This is a genomic window from Streptomyces sp. NPDC091209, from assembly GCF_044757755.1.
Classification (GTDB): Bacteria; Actinomycetota; Actinomycetes; order Streptomycetales; family Streptomycetaceae; genus Streptomyces.
The window spans coordinates 405,288-423,324 of record NZ_JBIVVR010000006.1; the positions used below are offsets into that span (position 1 = coordinate 405,288).

General features: G+C 71.1%; 17 protein-coding genes. 9 read left to right on the plus strand and 8 right to left on the minus strand.

The window, feature by feature from the left end:
- Nucleotides 1-109: 109 nt before the first annotated feature.
- The 3 genes from ACIQRL_RS20075 (at nucleotide 110) to ACIQRL_RS20085 (ending at nucleotide 3,634) form a co-directional block, all read left to right on the plus strand.
- Entirely contained in the window at nucleotides 110-2,005 is a 1,896-nt protein-coding gene (locus ACIQRL_RS20075; protein ID WP_401332987.1) for a trypsin-like peptidase domain-containing protein, read from the plus strand.
- 220 nt (nucleotides 2,006-2,225) lie between these two features.
- Nucleotides 2,226-2,675 carry a sec-independent translocase gene (locus ACIQRL_RS20080; RefSeq protein ID WP_401332989.1) on the plus strand — a complete coding sequence of 150 codons (450 nt, stop codon included), beginning with the start codon at nucleotides 2,226-2,228 and terminating at the stop codon, nucleotides 2,673-2,675.
- 302 nt (nucleotides 2,676-2,977) lie between these two features.
- Nucleotides 2,978-3,634 carry a hypothetical protein gene (locus tag ACIQRL_RS20085; RefSeq protein ID WP_401332990.1) on the plus strand — a complete coding sequence of 219 codons (657 nt, stop codon included), beginning with the start codon at nucleotides 2,978-2,980 and terminating at the stop codon, nucleotides 3,632-3,634.
- Nucleotides 3,635-3,790: 156 nt separating this feature from the next.
- Here the strand turns inward: ACIQRL_RS20085 and ACIQRL_RS20090 are convergent, their stop codons facing one another.
- The 3 genes from ACIQRL_RS20090 to ACIQRL_RS20100 are packed head-to-tail and all read right to left on the minus strand — an operon-like array spanning nucleotide 3,791 to nucleotide 6,982.
- Nucleotides 3,791-4,924, minus strand: a complete 1,134-nt coding sequence (locus ACIQRL_RS20090) for an Mrp/NBP35 family ATP-binding protein (RefSeq protein ID WP_401332992.1) — start codon at nucleotides 4,922-4,924, stop codon at nucleotides 3,791-3,793.
- A gap of 44 nt (nucleotides 4,925-4,968) precedes the next feature.
- A complete protein-coding gene (locus ACIQRL_RS20095; RefSeq protein ID WP_401332994.1) occupies nucleotides 4,969-5,565 on the minus strand; it encodes a DUF1003 domain-containing protein in 597 nt (198 codons plus the stop codon).
- The gene (locus ACIQRL_RS20100) at nucleotides 5,555-6,982 is read right to left on the minus strand and encodes a magnesium transporter MgtE N-terminal domain-containing protein (protein WP_401332996.1); all 1,428 of its coding nucleotides are present in this window, start codon (nucleotides 6,980-6,982) and stop codon (nucleotides 5,555-5,557) included. Before ACIQRL_RS20100 ends, ACIQRL_RS20095 begins: the two co-directional genes overlap by 11 nt.
- A 187-nt stretch (nucleotides 6,983-7,169) precedes the next feature.
- On the opposite strand from ACIQRL_RS20100, the gene ACIQRL_RS20105 reads away from it, so the two are divergent.
- Nucleotides 7,170-7,928: a hypothetical protein gene (locus tag ACIQRL_RS20105; protein WP_401332997.1), complete on the plus strand. Its 759-nt coding sequence runs from the start codon at nucleotides 7,170-7,172 to the stop codon at nucleotides 7,926-7,928.
- A 33-nt stretch (nucleotides 7,929-7,961) separates the two neighbouring features.
- Here the strand turns inward: ACIQRL_RS20105 and ACIQRL_RS20110 are convergent, their stop codons facing one another.
- Together ACIQRL_RS20110 and ACIQRL_RS20115 are read right to left on the minus strand one after the other, a co-directional pair.
- Entirely contained in the window at nucleotides 7,962-8,504 is a 543-nt protein-coding gene (locus ACIQRL_RS20110; protein ID WP_401332999.1) for a hypothetical protein, read from the minus strand.
- Nucleotides 8,505-8,528: 24 nt separating this feature from the next.
- A complete protein-coding gene (locus ACIQRL_RS20115; protein WP_401333001.1) occupies nucleotides 8,529-9,641 on the minus strand; it encodes a magnesium and cobalt transport protein CorA in 1,113 nt (370 codons plus the stop codon).
- Nucleotides 9,642-10,258: 617 nt separating this feature from the next.
- On the opposite strand from ACIQRL_RS20115, the gene ACIQRL_RS20120 reads away from it, so the two are divergent.
- The gene (locus ACIQRL_RS20120; protein ID WP_401333003.1) at nucleotides 10,259-10,843 is read left to right on the plus strand and encodes a suppressor of fused domain protein; all 585 of its coding nucleotides are present in this window, start codon (nucleotides 10,259-10,261) and stop codon (nucleotides 10,841-10,843) included.
- 72 nt (nucleotides 10,844-10,915) lie between these two features.
- Here ACIQRL_RS20120 and ACIQRL_RS20125 read toward each other — a convergent pair whose 3' ends face one another.
- Nucleotides 10,916-12,169: an MFS transporter gene (locus ACIQRL_RS20125; RefSeq protein ID WP_401333005.1), complete on the minus strand. Its 1,254-nt coding sequence runs from the start codon at nucleotides 12,167-12,169 to the stop codon at nucleotides 10,916-10,918.
- 163 nt (nucleotides 12,170-12,332) lie between these two features.
- Between ACIQRL_RS20125 and ACIQRL_RS20130 the strand changes: the two genes are divergently transcribed.
- From ACIQRL_RS20130 to ACIQRL_RS20140, 3 genes are all read left to right on the plus strand, one after another.
- Nucleotides 12,333-12,974: a DUF6758 family protein gene (locus tag ACIQRL_RS20130; RefSeq protein ID WP_401333007.1), complete on the plus strand. Its 642-nt coding sequence runs from the start codon at nucleotides 12,333-12,335 to the stop codon at nucleotides 12,972-12,974.
- Between the two features lie 284 nt (nucleotides 12,975-13,258).
- Nucleotides 13,259-14,116, plus strand: a complete 858-nt coding sequence (locus ACIQRL_RS20135) for a PHP domain-containing protein (RefSeq protein ID WP_401333008.1) — start codon at nucleotides 13,259-13,261, stop codon at nucleotides 14,114-14,116.
- A 514-nt stretch (nucleotides 14,117-14,630) separates the two neighbouring features.
- Complete coding sequence (locus tag ACIQRL_RS20140) at nucleotides 14,631-15,236, plus strand: MarC family protein (RefSeq protein WP_401333010.1); 606 nt, start codon at nucleotides 14,631-14,633, stop codon at nucleotides 15,234-15,236.
- 193 nt (nucleotides 15,237-15,429) lie between these two features.
- Here the strand turns inward: ACIQRL_RS20140 and ACIQRL_RS20145 are convergent, their stop codons facing one another.
- Entirely contained in the window at nucleotides 15,430-15,582 is a 153-nt protein-coding gene (locus ACIQRL_RS20145) for a hypothetical protein (protein WP_189920017.1), read from the minus strand.
- 226 nt (nucleotides 15,583-15,808) lie between these two features.
- Here ACIQRL_RS20145 and ACIQRL_RS20150 point away from each other — a divergent pair, with 226 nt between their 5' ends.
- A complete protein-coding gene (locus tag ACIQRL_RS20150; RefSeq protein ID WP_401333012.1) occupies nucleotides 15,809-16,705 on the plus strand; it encodes an NYN domain-containing protein in 897 nt (298 codons plus the stop codon).
- 24 nt (nucleotides 16,706-16,729) lie between these two features.
- Here the strand turns inward: ACIQRL_RS20150 and ACIQRL_RS20155 are convergent, their stop codons facing one another.
- A complete protein-coding gene (locus tag ACIQRL_RS20155) occupies nucleotides 16,730-17,605 on the minus strand; it encodes an alpha/beta fold hydrolase (RefSeq protein WP_401333014.1) in 876 nt (291 codons plus the stop codon).
- Nucleotides 17,606-18,037 lie beyond the last annotated feature (432 nt).

An 18,037-nucleotide genomic window follows, 5' to 3' on the forward strand; every position in this document is an offset into this window, starting at 1 on the left:
CTGGTTGAATCCGGGGTGGGCCGCGTCCGCGGGAGGGTTGACGGGCGCGGAGTCGACAAGTGTGCGGTGCCGTCGGCGAGTCGTGCCGCGGGCCAGGTGTGGGGAGAGCATGAACGAGGGCAGGCCCACGAAGGCGAAGTGGTGGAGTCGGCCCCGGGCCGAGGGCACGGAGGCCGACACCGCACCGGCTCACCTCACGGAACCGGGTTCCCCGCACCCTGGCGGCCCTTCGGAGAGCGCGGAGGGCGGCCCGGGTCCGAGCGTGCCGACGGCGCGGGCGCACCCCGGCGGGGCCCGCGAGGGCGACACCGGTGGCGACTACGAGCCGGACCGGCCCCCCGGCATCCCCGGTCCGAGGGGAGAGGAGGTCTCCACCGGCTCCGGGTCCGTCTTCCCCGCCGGCGTTCGCGCGGACGCCGGGGGCGAGGGTGTCGGCGATGGCGATGGCGATGGCGACGGCGACTTCGAGCTGGAGCGGCCCGCTCCCCGGCGCCCCGAGCCCCTGCACGCCCCCGACCCCCACGGCACCCCGCCCCACGGCGGCCCGGGCCCGTGGGCACCGGCCCCGCCTGTCGAGCACCCGACAACCGCACAGGCGCGGGGCCCGCAGGAGTTGGGCCCGCACGAGCAAGGCACGCACGAGCAAGGCCCGCACGAGCTGGGCCCGCTGACACAGAGTCCGCTGACACAGAGTCCGCTGACACAGAGCCCGCAGACGCGGGGCCCGTTCGCGCAGGGTTCCGATGCTGCACCGGCCGAGCCCGCTGTCCCCGACCCCTGGCAGAACTACGACCCCTGGGCCGTGTCCGCCTCTCTCCAGCAGAACGGTCCCCTCCAGCACGACGGTCCCCTCCAGCAGAACGGGAGCGCCGTGCCCACCGTGGCGGAGCGGCGCAGGAGGGCGAGGAAGGCCCTGGTGCTCGGGGCCGTCGCGCTGGCGCTCGTGTCCGGGGGAGTGGGCGGCGCCGTAGGGGCGTATCTGGAGCGGAACGGGGGGCTGACGGACATCGAGCTGCCGCAGGCCGCCAAGGAGGCTCCCGGGCGTGCAGCGGACAGCGTCGCCGGGATCGCGGCGCACGCGCTGCCCAGCGTCGTCACGCTGCATGTGCGCGGGAGCGAGGAAGACGGAACCGGCACCGGCTTCGTGCTCGACGCCGAGGGACACATCCTCACCAACAACCATGTGATCGCACCGGCCGGTGCGGGCGGCACGATATCCGTGACGTTCAGCGGCGGTGAGACCGCGAAGGCCGAGGTCGTCGGACACGACAGCGGCTACGACCTCGCCGTGGTCAAGGTCTCGGGCGTGCACGGTCTCGCCCCCATACCGCTGGGCAACTCGGACAGCGTCCAGGTCGGCGACCCCGTCGTCGCCATCGGCGCCCCCTTCGACCTCGCCAACACCGTCACCTCCGGGATCATCAGCGCCAAGGAGCGGCCCATCACGGCGGGCGGCGAGAAGGGCGACGGCACCGACGTCTCGTACGTGGACGCTCTCCAGACGGACGCGCCGATCAACCCCGGCAACTCGGGCGGTCCCCTGCTCGACTCCCGGGCCCGTGTCATCGGCATCAACAGCGCCATCCGCTCCGCCGACAGCGGCTCCGACCCGGCGACCGGTCAGGCCGGTTCCATCGGGCTCGGCTTCGCCATCCCGGTCAACCAGGCCAAGCGGGTCGCCGAAGAGCTCATCAACACCGGCCGGGCCACCCACCCTGTGATCGGTGTCACGCTCGACATGAACTACGCGGGTGACGGCGCCCGGGTCGGCACCAAGGCCGCCGGGGGCGGTCCTTCCGTCGCCGCCGGCGGTCCCGGCGCGAAGGCGGGCCTCAGGGCGGGTGACGTCATCACCGAGGTCGACGGCGGGCGGGTCCACTCCGGCGAGGAGCTCATCGTGAGGACCCGCGCCCACCGGCCGGGCGACCGGCTCCGGCTGACCGTCGGACGGGGCGGCACGCGGAAGACGGTCACCCTGGTCCTCGGTTCCGCGGACGGTGACTGAGCGCCCGAGGGCCGCGGCCCGTGAGTGACACGAACCTCACAGTCGAGCATGATGGCGCAGCTCCGGACGGCAAACATCATGGAAAACCAGCGGTGTACATGAAGTCGGAAGCCCCGGGACAGTTCCGGACGGACAGGAACGCCGGGTACCGTTGGACCCGGCCCGGACCACGGAACATGCCCGAGGGCCGAGGACCGAGGACATCGCAAGGAGCTATCAGGTGTTCAATGACGTAGGACCGCTTGAGCTGGTGACGCTGGTCGTCCTGGCCGTGCTCGTCTTCGGTCCCGACAAGCTCCCGAAGATGATTCAGGACGTCACGCGCACGATCCGCAAGATCCGTGAGTTCTCGGAGAGCGCCAAGGCGGACATCCGCGATGAACTCGGCCCGGAGTTCAAGGACTTCGAGTTCGAGGACCTCAACCCCAAGACGTTCATACGCAAGCAGCTGGACAATGACGAGCTGGGGCTCAAGGAGATCCGTAACGGCTTCGACCTGAAGAAGGAGATGGCCGAGGTCACGGACGTGGTGCACGGCCGAGAGTCCGACTCCTCCGATTCCTCCGGGCCCTCCTCCAACGGCACGGCCGGCGGTTCCGTCGACATGACGAAGAAGCGCGAGAAGCTCGACGACGACGAGCGCCCGCCCTACGACGCCGACGCCACCTGAGCCGTACGGAGTACCGCGGCGGCCCGCCGCCCAAAAGCCCGCGCGACCGGGCATCCACAGCCCTCCCGGGCCCGACGGCCCTGCCGCCCGGCCCGGCGGGTCGGCCTGAAAGCGTGTTCGTCCGCGGGCCGCGGACCTGCCCCGCGCGGTCCGAACACGCCGTCCACGCGCCTTACGCGCCGGGCGCTTTCGCCGCTGCTCGCAGCGGTGTGGCTATGCTGCCCAGTTGTTGTGCGGACCGACAAGGACGCCCGAGGGGGGCGGGCCACCCGGTCCGACGAGAGCGAGGAGGCGTCCGGCAGATGGAGACGACAAGTCGGGTAGGCGCACAGGCGCCGGCCGCGGAGGGCGGACAACAGGTCCCCTCCGTCCGGCGTACGGTCGACGGCTACCTGCTGGCGCACTTCCCCTGGTACGGCCTCGACGAGGCCTTCACGGGGCCGCACTGGCTGATGCAGGTGGGCACCTCGGCGGACGGCGCCGTCGAGCACGGTTCGATCGGGCACGGTGACGAACCCTCGGTGCGTCCCGAACCCGGCGAGGACAAGGAGCGGTTCGCGGTGGTGGTCACGGTCGCCGCCAGCCCAGTACGGCGCAGCGCGGACGGCACGGGACTGCTGGAGGCCACCTCGGTGTCCTCGGCGGCGTGGCTGGCCGGTGTGGGGCTGCTGTCCTTCACCTGGCCCGGCCAGATGGACCACACCCTGCGCGACGACTGGCTGGACCAGCAGACCGAGACCGCGTGGGTGCTCGCCGACGACCTGGACGGTCCGGACTGGTCCACCCTGTCCCTCCCCGTGGACGGCGTCCCCACGACCTTCCACTACCGCGAGTCCGAGTTCGGCTGGGTGCTCGCGGGTTCCACCCGGGAAGGTGTCCACGTGGGCGCGTACGGCCGGGGAATGAGCGCGTACGGGCTGGGCTTCGCGATGATCAAGGACATCGCGGCCTACGCCTAGGAGAGACCCTGGCAGCGGCTACAGGGCCCGACGGCCGGGGCAAGGTCCTGGCAGCCGCTACGAGGAAGGGGGCGCCGTCCGTGCGGACGGCGCCCCCTCCTTCGTACGGACGGCGCTGGAGCTTCGCCGGCTTCGCTCAGGAAGCGGTGGGAAGCCTCAGAACTTGTTGCGCGGGGTGATTCCCAGTGACATGCCCGACAGGCCGCGCTGACGGCCGCCCAGCTTGCCCGCGATGGCACGCAGGGCCGCGCCGGCCGGGGAGTCGGGGTCGGTCAGGACGACCGGCTTGCCCTCGTCGCCGCCCTCGCGCAGGCGGACGTCGATCGGGATGGAGCCGAGGACCGGGACGGTCGCGCCCGTGGTGCGGGTCAGGCCGTCGGCGACCGACTGTCCGCCACCGGTGCCGAACACGTCGACCATCTCGTCGCAGTGCGGGCAGGGCAGCCCCGCCATGTTCTCGACGACGCCCACGATCTTCTGGTGGGTCTGCACGGCGATGGAGCCGGCCCGCTCGGCCACCTCGGCCGCCGCCTGCTGCGGGGTCGTGACGACCAGGATCTCGGCGTTCGGGACGAGCTGGGCGACGGAGATCGCGATGTCGCCCGTACCCGGCGGGAGGTCGAGGAGCAGGACGTCCAGGTCGCCCCAGTACACGTCCGCCAGGAACTGCTGGAGGGCGCGGTGCAGCATCGGGCCGCGCCAGACCACCGGCGCGTTGCCCGGGGTGAACATGCCGATGGAGATGACCTTCACGCCGTGCGCGGACGGCGGCATGATCATGTTCTCGACCTGGGTCGGCCGGCCCTCCGCGCCGAGCATGCGCGGCACCGAGTGGCCGTAGATGTCGGCGTCCACGACACCGACCTTGAGTCCGTCGGCGGCCATCGCGGCCGCCAGGTTCACGGTGACCGAGGACTTGCCGACGCCGCCCTTGCCGGAGGCCACCGCGTACACGCGGGTGAGCGAGCCGGGCTTGGCGAAGGGGACCTCGCGCTCGGCCGTACCGCCCTTGAGCGCGGTCGCCAGTTCGCGGCGCTGTTCGTCGCTCATCACGTCGAGCTCGACGTCGACACCGGTGACACCCTCGACCCGCGAGACCGCCTCCGTCACCCGCTGGGTGATCGTGTCGCGCATCGGGCAGCCGGAGACCGTCAGGTACACGGCGACCGCGACCACGCCATCCGCACCGATCTGGACCGATTTGACCATCCCCAGTTCGGTGATGGGTCGGTTGATCTCGGGGTCGTTCACCGTCGCCAGTGCTTCACGCACCGCGTCTTCCGTAGCCATAGGCACGATGGTACGGCGCTCCCCATGGGCCCGGGAAAGCCCCGTCACCGGTCGTCTACGTCACGTGCCTGCGACCGTTCCGCCGGGAATACGGCCCGGCCGTCCCCGTGACCGTCGGGATACCGGTCCTCCAGCTCCTTGACCAGGTCCTGGAGCTCGTTGCGGATCCAGTCGCGGGTGGCGACCTCGCCCAGGCCCATCCGCAGCGCGGCGATCTCGCGGGTGAGGTACTCGGTGTCGGCGATGGAGCGCTCGTTCTGCTTGCGGTCCTGTTCGAGGTTGACCCGGTCGCGGTCGTCCTGCCGGTTCTGCGCGAGCAGGATCAGCGGGGCCGCGTAGGAGGCCTGGAGCGACAGCATCAGGGTCAGGAAGATGAACGGGTAGTTGTCGAAACGCAGGCCGTGCGGCGCGAAGGCGTTCCAGACCACCCACATGATGATGACGATCGTCATCCAGACGAGGAACCGCCCGGTGCCGAGGAAGCGGGCGATGCGTTCCGAGAACCGTCCGAAGGCCTCCGGGTCCCACTCGGGCAGCAGTCTGCGCCGCGGCGGCTTCGGCTGGTCGAGCCGGGTGCGCGGCCGGGGGGCCGCCGTCGCCCCCGTGGCGGCCCGCTCACGGGCCTCACGCTCAGGCGCCATGGCGTCCCTCTCCGCCGAGCGGGCCGTCCGGCCCCCGGCGGACGTCCTCGTGGCCGTGGCCGTCCTCGGGGACACCCGCGCGGCCGGCCTCACCGCCGTCGTCGCCGTGGCGGCTGCCGTGGCTGTCGTGGCTTTCGTCGTGCATGCTCTCGTGCACGCCCTCGTCGAGGTGGAACTCCGTCTCCCGCCAGTCCTCGGGCAGCATGTGGTCCAGTACGTCGTCCACGGTCACCGCGCCGAGCAGCGAGCCGCTCTCGTCGACGACGGGGGCCGCCACCATGTCGTACGTCGCGAAGAACCCGGCGACCACGGGGAGCTCGTCCTCCGGGGCCAGCGGCTGGAGGTCGTCGTCGACGAGCGAACCGACCAGGGTGAACGGCGGATCGCGCAGCAGCCGCTGGAAGTGCACCGCCCCCAGGTACTTGCCCGTCGGCGTCTCGTCCGGCGGGCGGCACACGTACACCTGGGCGGCGAGCGCGGGGGAGAGGTCGGGATCGCGGACCCGGGCGAGCGCTTCGGCGACGGTCGCGTCGGGCCGCAGCACGATGGGCTCGGTGGTCATGAGGCCGCCCGCCGTCCGTTCCGCGTAGGCCATCAGCCGCCGGACGTCCGCCGCCTCGCCGGGCCGCATCAGCGTCAGCAGCCGCTCCACGTCCTCGGTGGGCAGTTCGGCGAGCAGGTCGGCCGCGTCGTCGGGGTCCATCGCCTCCAGGACGTCGGCCGCGCGCTCCTCCTTGAGCTTGCCGAGGATCTCGATCTGGTCGTCCTCGGGCAGTTCCTCGAGGACATCGGCGAGGCGGTCGTCGTCGAGCGCGGCGGCCACCTCGCCGCGCCGCTTCGGTGACAGATGGTGCAGCACGTTCGCGAGGTCGGCCGGGCGGAGCTGCTCGAAGGTGGCGAGCAGGCTCTCCGCGCCCTGCCCGTGCTCCTCCAGGGAGAACCCGGTGACGGAGGACCAGTCGACCGTCATCGTCTCGCCCTTGGCGCGCCGGAAGGCGCCGCTGCGCCCCTTGCGGACGAAGACCCGGCCGATCTCCCACTCCCTGCGGGCCGGAAGCTGCTGGATCGCCACGTCCAGGACCGTCACCTCCTCGTTCGTCTCGACGAGGGTCACGAGCCGGTCGAGCAGTTCGCCGAAGACGAGCCGTTCGGTGGGCCGCTGCTCGAAGCGGCGCACGTTCAGGACGCCGGTCGTGATGACCTGGCCGGACTCGATGCCCGTCACCCGGGTCATGGGCAGGAAGATCCGGCGGCGCGTGGACAGTTCGACGACGAGGCCGAGCATGCGGGGCGGCCGCCTTCCTACGCGCAGCATGGCGACGAGGTCCCGCACCCGGCCCACCTGGTCGCCGTTCGGGTCGAAGACAGCGACGCCGGCCAGGTGCGAGACGAAGATCCGGGGGGCGGCTGCGGCCATGCCCGCGCCTCCTTCGCTTCGAAGCGTTATGTGCCGGTCTGTCCGCTCGGGTGGGCTTCAGGCTAGCCCGTCCCGCTCGGGTACGCCCTGGTGGGCGGTCCGGACGGACCGCCTCCGCCCGGCGGGTGCCGCACCGGTACGCTGCCGTACGCCGTTTGAGGACCGCTCGTGAGAGGCAGCCCCACCTGTGACCGCAATTCCCCAGGGCCGTACCCGCAGAGCCGTGACGGTGGCCGCGATGTGCGCACTGGCCGTGACAGGGACGGCGCTGACGGGGTGCGGCAGCGGGGATCCGGACGCGGGTACGAACGGGGTCGGCAAGCTGTCCGCCGCCACCATCCAGGCGAGGACGAAGAAGGCGGCCGCGACCGCGCCGACCGTACGGCTCTCCGGGACCGTCGTCTCCAACGGGACCACGTTCACCCTCGACATGCGCCTCAAGTCGGACGGGGGCACCGGCTCGGTCACCTCGAAGGGGGCGAGCTTCCGGCTGCTGCGGGTCGGTGAGCACCTCTTCCTCAAGGCCGACGCCGGGTTCTGGGCCCATCAGGACGGCAAGAACGACGGCAAGCCGGGGGACACCGCGGCGGCGGACAAGCTGGAGGGCATGTACGTGAAGGTGCCGACCGGCGACCCCGCGTACAAGCGCTTCAGCGGCTTCACCGACAAGGACGTCCTGCTCGACGGGCTGCTCGGTCTGCACGGCGCCCTCGCCAAGGACGGTCACCACGACCAGTCCGGCGTCCGCACCATCCGCATCACCGGCGACAAGGGCTCGGGCGGCACCCTGGACGTCTCCCTGCAGGGCACCCCGTACCCGCTCCTGCTGGGGCGCGCGGGCAACGCCGGCACCCTCCGGCTGACCGACTGGGGCAAGGACTTCCCGCTGACGGAGCCGGCCAAGAAGGACACGGTCGACTACGGCCGGCAGCTGCCCTCGTCGTGACCCCGCACGGGCTCCGACCGGCTGGACAGGGTTCTAGGCGCGCTTGCGCCTCTTCATCAGCAGCCGGGGCAGCGCCGCCGGGATCGGCCGGCGGGTCGTCGCCGGGGTCGGCAGCGGCCGTTCGGCGAGCGAACCCTCGGGCAGCTCGGCGGTCGCGCCCGTCGGTTCCAGACGCAGCACCCGGCAGGTGCGGGCCCAGCGCTCCGTCATGGCCTCGCCGTCCGGGGCGTTCAGCCGCTTGCCCTTGAGCTCCCCGACGGCCGCCTCCCACTCCGGGGTGTTCTCGGCGAGCTCCACGACGCCGGCGGACCAGGAGACGAGCCGTCCGCCCTTGTCCTTGCTGCGTACGGTGACGAGCGCCGCGCCGCCGTCGACCAGCCCCGGCAGCGGCTGCTCGCCGGGCCCGTCGCCGACCAGGCAGGCCGCGCCGTCGTGCCACACGTGCCACAGCGCCTGGGCGGGCACCTCGTGGTCCGGACCGGGCGGCGTCGGCACATCGATGCCGCGTACCCAGATCAGCCCGGACTTCTTGGTGGCCTCCTCGACGAGGGCCTGGTCGAGCAGCTCTTGCGTCATGGGTCCAAGACTATCCAGCCCGTACTACAGCCAGCCGTTGCGCTTCAGGATGCGGTGGATGCCGAGACAGAGCCCGACCGTGACACCCATGATCACCGGGTAGCCGTAGCGCCAGTGCAGCTCGGGCATGTACGTGAAGTTCATGCCGTACACACCGCAGACCATCGTCGGTACGGCGACGATCGCGGCCCACGAGGTGATCTTGCGCATGTCCTCGTTCTGCGCCACGGAGGCCTGCGCGAGGTTGGCCTGGAGGATCGAGTTGAGCAGTTCGTCGAAGCCGAGGACCTGCTCCTGCACGCGGGCGAGGTGGTCGGCGACATCGCGGAAGTACTTCTGGATGTCGGGGTCGATCAGCCGCATCGGGCGCTCGCTCAGCAGCTGCATCGGGCGCAGCAGCGGCGACACCGCCCGCTTGAACTCCAGCACCTCGCGCTTGAGCTGGTAGATCTGCCCGGCGTCCGTGCCGCGCGGGGTGCCCTTGCGGCCGGGCGAGAACACCTCGGTCTCGACCTCGTCGATGTCGTCCTGCACGGCGTCCACGACCGCCATGTAGCCGTCGACGACATGGTCGGCGATCGCGTGCAGCACCGCGGAGGGGCCCTTGGAGAGCAGCTCGGGGTCGTCCTGCAGCCGGTGCCGCAGCGCGCGCAGGGAGCCCTGTCCGCCGTGCCGGACGGTGATGAAGAAGTCCCGTCCGGTGAAGCACATGACCTCGCCGGTCTCGACGATCTCGCTGGTCGCCGTCAGCCGGTCGTGCTCGACGTAGTGGATGGTCTTGAAGACGGTGAAGAGGGAGTCGTCGTAGCGCTCCAGCTTGGGGCGCTGGTGGGCCTGGACGGCGTCCTCCACGGCCAGCGGGTGCAGCCCGAACTCCCGGGCGATACCGGCGAATTCGTCCTCCGTGGGCTCGTGCAGACCGATCCACACGAAGCCGCCGTCGCGGCGCACCTGACGCATCGCCTCCTGCGGCGAGAGCGGCGAGCGCGTCGCGACGCGGGCACCGTCGCGGTAGACGGCGCAGTCGACCACGGCCGACGGGGTTCCGGGGTCACGGGTGGTGTCGTACGAGCCACTGTCCTTGCGCATCGGGGGGCGGGGGCGGACCGCGGCGCGCAGGTCACGGATCATCGACATGGCAGGCTCCTTTTCGCAACGGAGGCGGCCGGCGACGGTTGGAACTACCCGGAATGGGGACGTCCTGACTGCGGATGTTTGGCACGTCCACAAAGCGGGGAGCACCGCACCGTCGCGGTGGCAGCTTCGCTACTGATTCAGATCGGACAGATCAGGGGTTCAGATCGGACAGATCAGGCGGAAACGAAGCGCTCTTCCGTGGTGCACCGGGCAACGCTGACACGTATGCACACGATTTGCGGGAGGCGGCAGCCGGCAGGGTCGAACAACCCAGCGGAACAGCTACGGACTCAGCGACCGGAAGAGCGGGTGGTACTGCACGGTCGACTTCGGTCCATTGCAGCCCCACCTCCTCCGGTCGGTCCCCCGTGAGGGACGATCCATCCCCCGAAGGGGAGTCTGTCTCCCTCCGAAGGGGAGTCAGATCAGTCTCAGTGCGCCGGAGCCCGGGACCAACTCCCGCGGTGCCATGAGGGCCTGGTGGGGCCTTCAGTCATGCACTGCTCCGACCAGCGGCCAAGACTATCAGCGCACCGATACGTCAAGGCCCCGCTTTGCGCGTTGTTGACCGGGGTCCGGTGCGTCATGGCGCAATTGACGCGGCCTATGCTCGGCTCATGGCTGATGTTCTTCCTCTGGTCGAGGCCCGTTTGCGCTCCGCGCTGGGCGAACCCGACGCACGGGCCGCGGTCACCTTCCTGGGCACCGACCGCATCGAGGTACTGCGTTTCACCGAGGGCGACATCGTCCGCTACGCGACGCTCGGCATGTCCGCCCAGCCGATGGCGGACCCCACCGCCGTGCTCGCCGATCCGGTGAAGGGGCCGCGCGCCGAGTTGATCCTCTCGGTCCGGCCCGCCGGCGCCGACACCGACAAGGTGCTCCGCCCGCTGGCCGTGCTCGCCGCCTCTCCCCAGGTGGAGGGTCTGGTCGTGGCCTCCGGCGCCTCGCTCGACGTGGGTGAACCCCTGTGGCCCGGCGCGCCGTTCACCTCCGTCCTGGTCGCGGAGCCCGGTGGTCTGGTCGAGGACCTGGAACTGGACGAGCCAGCCGAGCCCGTGCGCTTCCTGCCGCTGCTCCCGATGACGCCCAACGAGGCCGCCTGGAAGCGCGTTCACGGCGCGGGCGCCCTCCAGGAACGCTGGCTGAACGGCGGAACGGACCTGCGCGATCCGCTGCGCAGGTCCGTTCCCCTGGACTGACCGGCCCGCAGGGGCCCGACGGCACCGCGTGGGGCGGCATGTGACGGTACGTCGATTCTGGCTCTTCACCGGTCAGTTGGCGAAGACCGTGACACTGTCCGCGGTGGCGTGGGCCGGCTCCAGTTCCTCGGCCTCCCTGGTGAGCGCGTCACGTCGTACGTAGACCACCGCCGCGCCCAGCAGCGCGGTGACCGCGGCCACGGCGAACGGGACGTGGATGTCGCTCCACTCCTCGATCTTCGGGGCGAAGTACGGCGCCGCCGCGGCCGCGAACCAGCGCACGAAGTTGTAGCCGGCGCTCGCCACCGGGCGCGGTGCGTCGGAGACCCCGAGGGCCAGCTCCGTGTAGACGGTGTTGTTCACGCCGATGAAGGCGCCGGACAGGATCGTGCAGACGACGGCGGTCGTGTGGTCGCCGTACCCGAGGACGAGCACGTCGGCGGCGAGCAGTACCAGGGATCCGCCCAGCACCTTCAGCGAGCCGAACCGCGCCTGCATCCGGGGCGCCACGATCACCGAGAAGACCGCGAGCAGCAGGCCCCAGCAGAAGAACACCGCGCCGGATCTGTACGGCGTCATGTTCAGCACGAACGGGGTGAAGGCCAGCACGGTGAAGAACGTGTAGTTGTAGAAGAACGCGGACGTCGCGGCGGAGGCGAGGCCGCCGTGGCCGAGGGCGCGCAGCGGGTCGAGCAGTGAGGTCTTACGCGCGGGCTTCGGCTGTTCCTTCAGGAACGCCGTGATGCACAGGAAGCCGACCGCCATCAGGAACGCGGTGCCGAAGAACGGGTAGCGCCAGCTCGCGTTGCCGAGCAGGGCTCCCAGCAGCGGCCCGCAGGCCATGCCGAGGCCGAGCGCGGACTCGTACAGCAGGATCGCCGACGCGCTGCCGCCGGCCGCCGCGCCGACGATGACCGCGAGGGCGGTGGAGACGAACAGCGCGTTGCCGAGTCCCCAGCCGGCCCGGAAGCCGACGAGTTCGCCGACCGATCCCGACGTGCCGGCGAGTCCGGCGAAGACCACGACGAGCGCGAGGCCGAGCAGCAGGGTCCTGCGGCCGCCGATCCGGCTGGAGACGAACCCGGTCAGCAGCATCGCGACGGCGGTGATCAGGAAGTACGAGGTGAAGAGCAGGGACACCTGGCCGGGCGTGGCGTCGAGTCCCCGGGCGATGGACGGCAGGATCGGGTCGACGAGCCCGATGCCCATGAAGGCGACGACCGACGCTCCGGCGGTCGCCCAGACGGCCCTCGGCTGTCGCAGGATGCTGCCCGCCCCGGCGTCGAAGGTGTCCCCCTCCGCGGGGCCTTCCGTGCTGTTGTTCATGCCCGCTCCTCCACTGTGTGCCGACTGGATCGTTGTCTTATACACACAATAAGTTAGGTGAGCTAATTAGTGCAAGATGCACGTAGTTTTTGACGTGGCAGGCACACGGCGGACGGGTGATCGTCCTTGACGCGGCGAAGGACGGGGAGGACCGTTGGGCCCTATGAGGGGCGAACCCAGTTGCCCGAAGTGTGGTGGCCGGGTCAGGGCTCCCGGCCTCTTTGCCGATTCCTGGCAGTGCGATGTGCACGGCACGGTGCATCCGCTGCAGCCCGTGATCCCGCCCAGCGTCGAGGCCCTCGGTGTGGTCGTGCACCGCTCGCGTGTGCCGGTGTGGATGCCGTGGCCGCTGCCGGTCGGCTGGCTGTTCACCGGGGCGGCGTTCGCGGGGGACGACCGCAGCGGAGGCAGGGCCACCGCCATCGCCTGCTCGGGGCCCGGACCGCTCGGCGGCATGGGTGAGCTGATCCTGGTCGCCGAGGAACTGGGTGTCGGCCTCGGCGCGCGCTACGCGGGCATGGACGGGCCCGATCCCGGCCCGTACATGAGCGTCGAGAAGCCGCCTCAGGCGAAGGTCCTCGCTGCGGGCCGGCCCACCCCGCTCTGGCATGTCTCCAGCTCCCCCGACGACCGCGCCGTGTTCGCGGGCGAGGCGCGCGGGCTGTGGCTGTGGGCCGTCGTCTGGCCCGAGCAGACCGGACTGCTGATGTACGACGAACTGGTCCTGACGGATCTGCGGGACGCCGGCGCGGAGGTGGACCTGCTGCCGTGCGGCGCGTTGTCCCCGCGCATCCTGGAGCCGTAGCCCACGGCGGAACCGCCGGTCCGCGGTGGAACCGCAGGCCCGCGGCGGAACTGCCGGCCCGCGGTGGAACCGCAGGTCCGCGGCAGCGTTCAGAGCGGTCTGCGGCAGTGTTCCGAGCGGTCCGCGGCAGCGCTCCGCGGAGCCGTTCCCTCGGGGACCGGGTGTCGCGGGTTCGGCAGGCTCGGTAGGGGGTGCTCGGTCGGTGCGGGTGTGACAAGGGGGGTACGGGTTCCCGTTATCCTTGAGCGTTCCCGCCCGTTCCGTCACCGCCTGGAGTTCGCGTAGTGCGCATCGATCTGCACGCCCACTCCACCGCGTCCGACGGTACGGACACCCCGGCCGAGCTGGTGGGCAACGCTGCCGCCGCCGGTCTGGACGTCGTCGCTCTGACCGACCACGACACCACGCGCGGGTACGCCGAGGCCATCGCCGCACTGCCCGAGGGGCTCACCCTCGTCACCGGCGCCGAACTCTCCTGCCGGATCGACGGCATCAGCATGCACATGCTGGCCTACCTCTTCGACCCCGAGGAGCCCGCACTGCTCGCCGAGCGCGAACTCGTGCGCGACGACCGGGTGCCGCGCGCCCAGAGCATGATCGCCAGGCTCCGGGAACTCGGCGTGCCGATCACCTGGGAACAGGTGGCGCGCATCGCGGGCGACGGATCGGTCGGGCGCCCGCACGTCGCCTCCGCGCTGGTCGAGCTGGGCGTCGTCGGCAGCGTCTCCGACGCCTTCACCGAGCAGTGGCTGGCCGACGGGGGCCGCGCCTACGTCCCCAAGCACGAGACCGACCCCTTCGAGGCGATCCGGCTGGTCAAGGGGGCCGGAGGCGTCACCGTCTTCGCGCACCCCGCCGCCGCCAAGCGGGGCCGGACCGTGCCGGAGTCGGTGATCGCGGAGCTCGCCGGCGCCGGGCTCGACGGTATCGAGGTCGACCACATGGACCACGAACCGGCCACCCGGGCGCGGCTGCGCGGTCTCGCCGCTGAGCTGGGGCTGCTGACCACGGGCTCGTCCGACTATCACGGCAGCCGCAAGACCTGTGTGCTCGGGGAGTTCACGACCGACCCCGAGGTCTACGGGGAGATCACCCGCCGCGCCACCGGGGCGTTCCCGGTACCGGGCGCGGGCGGAGCCTGAATCTCCCCGGAGGTTCCGTCCCGGGCCGGTCCGGTCAGGTCGCTGCCTGTCCCCGCCTGATCCCATGGCTTGCTGCGGCTGCGGCTGCGGCTGCGACGTGCCGGTGCTGGTGCCTGTGCTGGTGAGGGCGGGCCTGTGTCACCAGGCCCGTACCTGAGGCCGTACGAACCGGGTCGGCGGGGTAGGACCCTGGCCCCACCGGTCGGTACGCCGCTCGTGCCGGCGCCCGGTCCGGTCGTACGGCCGGATCGCCGCCGGGCCCGGGAGCCTTCCGGGCCGCGCCCGCCCGACCGCAAGCACGGACCCGCACTCCATCCGGGACGTGCATCCGGGACGGGCATCCGGGCCGTACGCCCCGCCCCACGTCCGCCGGCACCGTGTTCACCGGCTCGTCCCCAGGCACCCGGCACCGCCGGTCGTGCCGCCCTGTTCCGCCCCGCGGAACGACTGCCCGAAACGGTGGCCGGAAGACCCGCCCACCCTCTCCCACCACCTCGCAAGGCTTCTCTTCACCATGTTCGACGTCGCCGTCTTCGGCTCCCTCTTCGTCACCCTCTTCGTCATCATGGATCCCCCCGGGATCACCCCGATCTTCCTGGCGCTCACCGCCGGCCGCCCCGCCCGGGTGCAGCGGCGGATGGCCTTCCAGGCGGTCTGCGTCGCCGGTGGAGTCATCACCACCTTCGGGCTCCTCGGGCACCAGATCCTGGACTACCTGCACGTCTCCGTGCCCGCGCTGATGATCGCGGGCGGCCTGCTGCTCCTGCTCATCGCCCTCGACCTGCTGACCGGCAAGACCGACGAGCCGAAGCAGACCAAGGACGTCAACGTCGCCCTCGTCCCCCTGGGGATGCCGCTGCTCGCCGGGCCGGGCGCGATCGTGTCCGTGATCCTCGCGGTGCAGAAGGCCGACACGGTCGCCACACAGGTCTCGCTGTGGTCCGCGATCCTCGCGATCCATGTCGTGCTGTGGATCGTGATGCGCTACTCGCTGCTGATCATCCGCGTGATCAAGGACGGTGGCGTGGTGCTGGTGACCCGGCTCGCGGGCATGATGCTCTCCGCCATCGCGGTGCAGCAGATCATCAACGGCGTCACGCAGGTGATCAAGGGGAGCTGACGGCGTTCCCCGGGCGCCGATTCAGCGGCGGTCCAGGACAGGCCCCCGCTTCGTCCGGACACGCAGAGCCCCGCACGGCATCCTCGCCGTGCGGGGCTCTGAAGTCTGAGAAGCGTCTGCGGTCCGCTACGCGTTCCGGTCCTACGAGGCGCGTTCGGTGCGTCCTCGTACGGCGAAGCGGATGATCGTCGTGTTATGAAGCGGTCGTACCGGCCGGGCGGATCCACAGTCGCTGCCCGATGGCGGCGGCCTGCTGAACGATCCGGTTGACGGAGGCGGCGTCTACGACAGTGCTGTCCACGGGCGTGCCGTCGACATCGTCGAGTCGCATGATTTCGAAGCGCATGGGCTTCTCCCTTCGTCTGGTCATCCTCCTGAGGAGAACTACTTGTGTGGGTGGAGCGAGGCACCAGTAGCCTCGCTCACGTAGGGAGTCAACGGGATGCGTGTTACAAACATTCCCTACGCTAAGGAAATTTTTCGAGAACCTAATTACCGGCGGGTAGGCCGGGTGGCGGAGACTGAACGACGCCAGTTGTGTTCGCAGCGTGACCGCCGGGACAATGGCCTTGATGAACGACGACCACGCGGCGCTCGCCGCCCGCATAGACCGTACGAACGAGCTGCTCCAGCGCATGCTCGCCGAGGTCGCGAAGACCCCCTCCACCCACGCGATCTTCGTGGACGCCGGATATCTGTACGCGGCGGCCGGACGGCTCGTCGCCGGCACGGAGGACCGCCGTTCGTTCGACCTGGACACCGAGGGCCTCATCGAGGCGCTCATCGACCGGGCCCGCACGATCTTCGCGGACAGCCGGCTGCTGCGCGTCTACTGGTACGACGGCGCGCGACGCCGCATCCACACCGCGGAGCAGCAGGCCATCGCCGAACTCCCGGACGTGAAGGTCCGGTTGGGCAACCTGAACGCCAACAACCAGCAAAAGGGCGTCGATTCGCTCATCAGGTCGGACCTGGAGTCCCTCGCCCGGCACCGCGCCATCAGTGACGCGGCGCTGCTCGGCGGAGACGAGGACCTCGTCTCCGCGGTCGAGGCGGCGCAGGGCTACGGCGCCCGGGTCCACCTCTGGGGCATCGAGGCGCCCGAGGGCCGCAACCAGGCCGAGCCGCTGCTCTGGGAGGTCGACAGTCAGCGCACCCTCGACCTCGACTTCTTCAAGCCGTACGTGGCCAGGCGGACCGCCCAGTCGTACGACCCGACGGCGGCGGTCCGGCCCACCCGGGAGGACGTGCGCTTCGTGGGCGCCCAGATCGCCGCCAAGTGGCTGGCCGCCCGGGGCCGTGAATCCCTGGTCGAGCTGCTGCCCGGGCACCCGTACCTGCCCGGATCGGTCGACCAGGACCTGCTGGTCGAGGCCGAGGGCCTGCTCCAGTACTCCCTGCGCGGACAGTCGGACCTGCGCCGAGCTCTCCGGGACGGCTTCTGGGAGCACTTGCAGGCGCAGTACTGAGGCGCGGTACTAGCAGGCGCGGTACTAGGCGTGCGGGCCCGTACCGTCCCAGAAACCGGCCAGGGCGTGGGCGGTCTCCAGAGGCTGGTCGGCGTTCGGCGAGTGCTCCGCCCCCTCCACGACCGTGCGGTGCGCGTCCAGGTGTACGGCCATCGTGTCCAGCAGGGAGACCGGCCAGGTGTCGTCGCGCTCGCCGGATATCACGTGCTTCGGGAGGGGGACTGCGGCCAGTTCGCCGACGCGGTCGGGCTCTGTGCAGAGCTGGCGGCCCGTGGCGACGAGCTGGGCGGGACTGTTGCCGAGCCAGCGGCGGCGCAGGTCGGCGAGGTCGTCGAGCCCCGCGTCCAGCCCGCCCGTGTCGGTCTCCTCGGGTGACTCCATCGCCCGGATCGCCTCCCAGACGTCGGCCATGCTCATCACGGCCAGCGCGTCCCGCAACAGCTTGACGCGCTGCTGCTGAGGCGTGGAGATCTGGGCGGGGCCGGAAGCCATGAGCGTCAGTGAGACGAACGGCGACGGGTCGACCAGTACGGCGGCGCGGGCGATCTGGCCGCCGAGCGAGTGGCCCACGAGGTGCACGGGAGCCCCGACGGCGGCGGCCTGTGCGAGCACGTCCTGCGCCAACTCGTGCTGCGCGTAAGCCGATTCGTCGTCCCGCGGCCCTTCGGTCTCGAACTGTCCGCGCCCGTCCACGGCCACCGTCCGGTACCCCGCCGCAGCCAACGGCGCGTGCAGTGCGATGAAGTCCTCCTTGCTCCCGGTGAACCCCGGCAGCAGCAAGGCGGTTCCCTTGGGCTGTCCGTCCGGCACGGCGTCGAGCACGGCGAACTCGCCGCGCGCGGTGGACAGCCGGTAGGCGCGGACACCTGCGGGCGGAACGAACGTATAGGGCCTGCTCATGCGGAGGAGGCTATCGGGCGAATGTGACAGCCGCTCGGCGGGAGGGGCGCTCCGGGGCGGGCACCGGGTGAAGCCCGCCACCGGCCGGCAGCCGCACCGGCCGCGGAATTCGGCTCCCGGTGACCGGGGCCTGACCGGCAAGCGCGGATCGGGCCGGATCGGCAGGGGGAGCGGCAGAGCGGATCGGCGGGGCGGATCGGCAAGGCGGGACTGGGAAAACGCCGATGGCCCGGCCCCCCAGGAAGGGGGACCGGGCCATCGGACGGGAGATCAGCTCTCCGTGGGCTCCGTGGCGACGGCCTTGCGGGTCCGGCGCCGCACGGGCTTGGGCTCGGCCTCGTCGGTGGCCTGGGCCGGGATGTCGGTGTCGGCGACGGCCTTGCGGGTGCGTCGGCGTACGGGCTTGGCGTCCGTCGCGTCGGCGGTCTCGGC

Coding starts and splice junctions, on each gene's coding strand:
- ACIQRL_RS20085 (WP_401332990.1), top strand. CDS start 2,978: ATGGAGACGACAAGTCGGGTAGGCGCACAGGCGCCGGCCGCGGAGGGC.
- ACIQRL_RS20115 (WP_401333001.1), bottom strand. CDS start 9,641: ATGTCGATGATCCGTGACCTGCGCGCCGCGGTCCGCCCCCGCCCCCCG.
- ACIQRL_RS20130 (WP_401333007.1), top strand. CDS start 12,333: ATGAGGGGCGAACCCAGTTGCCCGAAGTGTGGTGGCCGGGTCAGGGCT.
- ACIQRL_RS20090 (WP_401332992.1), bottom strand. CDS start 4,924: ATGGCTACGGAAGACGCGGTGCGTGAAGCACTGGCGACGGTGAACGAC.
- ACIQRL_RS20100 (WP_401332996.1), bottom strand. CDS start 6,982: ATGGCCGCAGCCGCCCCCCGGATCTTCGTCTCGCACCTGGCCGGCGTC.
- ACIQRL_RS20125 (WP_401333005.1), bottom strand. CDS start 12,169: ATGAACAACAGCACGGAAGGCCCCGCGGAGGGGGACACCTTCGACGCC.
- ACIQRL_RS20075 (WP_401332987.1), top strand. CDS start 110: ATGAACGAGGGCAGGCCCACGAAGGCGAAGTGGTGGAGTCGGCCCCGG.
- ACIQRL_RS20145 (WP_189920017.1), bottom strand. CDS start 15,582: ATGCGCTTCGAAATCATGCGACTCGACGATGTCGACGGCACGCCCGTG.
- ACIQRL_RS20155 (WP_401333014.1), bottom strand. CDS start 17,605: ATGAGCAGGCCCTATACGTTCGTTCCGCCCGCAGGTGTCCGCGCCTAC.
- ACIQRL_RS20110 (WP_401332999.1), bottom strand. CDS start 8,504: ATGACGCAAGAGCTGCTCGACCAGGCCCTCGTCGAGGAGGCCACCAAG.
- ACIQRL_RS20095 (WP_401332994.1), bottom strand. CDS start 5,565: ATGGCGCCTGAGCGTGAGGCCCGTGAGCGGGCCGCCACGGGGGCGACG.
- ACIQRL_RS20120 (WP_401333003.1), top strand. CDS start 10,259: ATGGCTGATGTTCTTCCTCTGGTCGAGGCCCGTTTGCGCTCCGCGCTG.
- ACIQRL_RS20140 (WP_401333010.1), top strand. CDS start 14,631: ATGTTCGACGTCGCCGTCTTCGGCTCCCTCTTCGTCACCCTCTTCGTC.
- ACIQRL_RS20150 (WP_401333012.1), top strand. CDS start 15,809: ATGAACGACGACCACGCGGCGCTCGCCGCCCGCATAGACCGTACGAAC.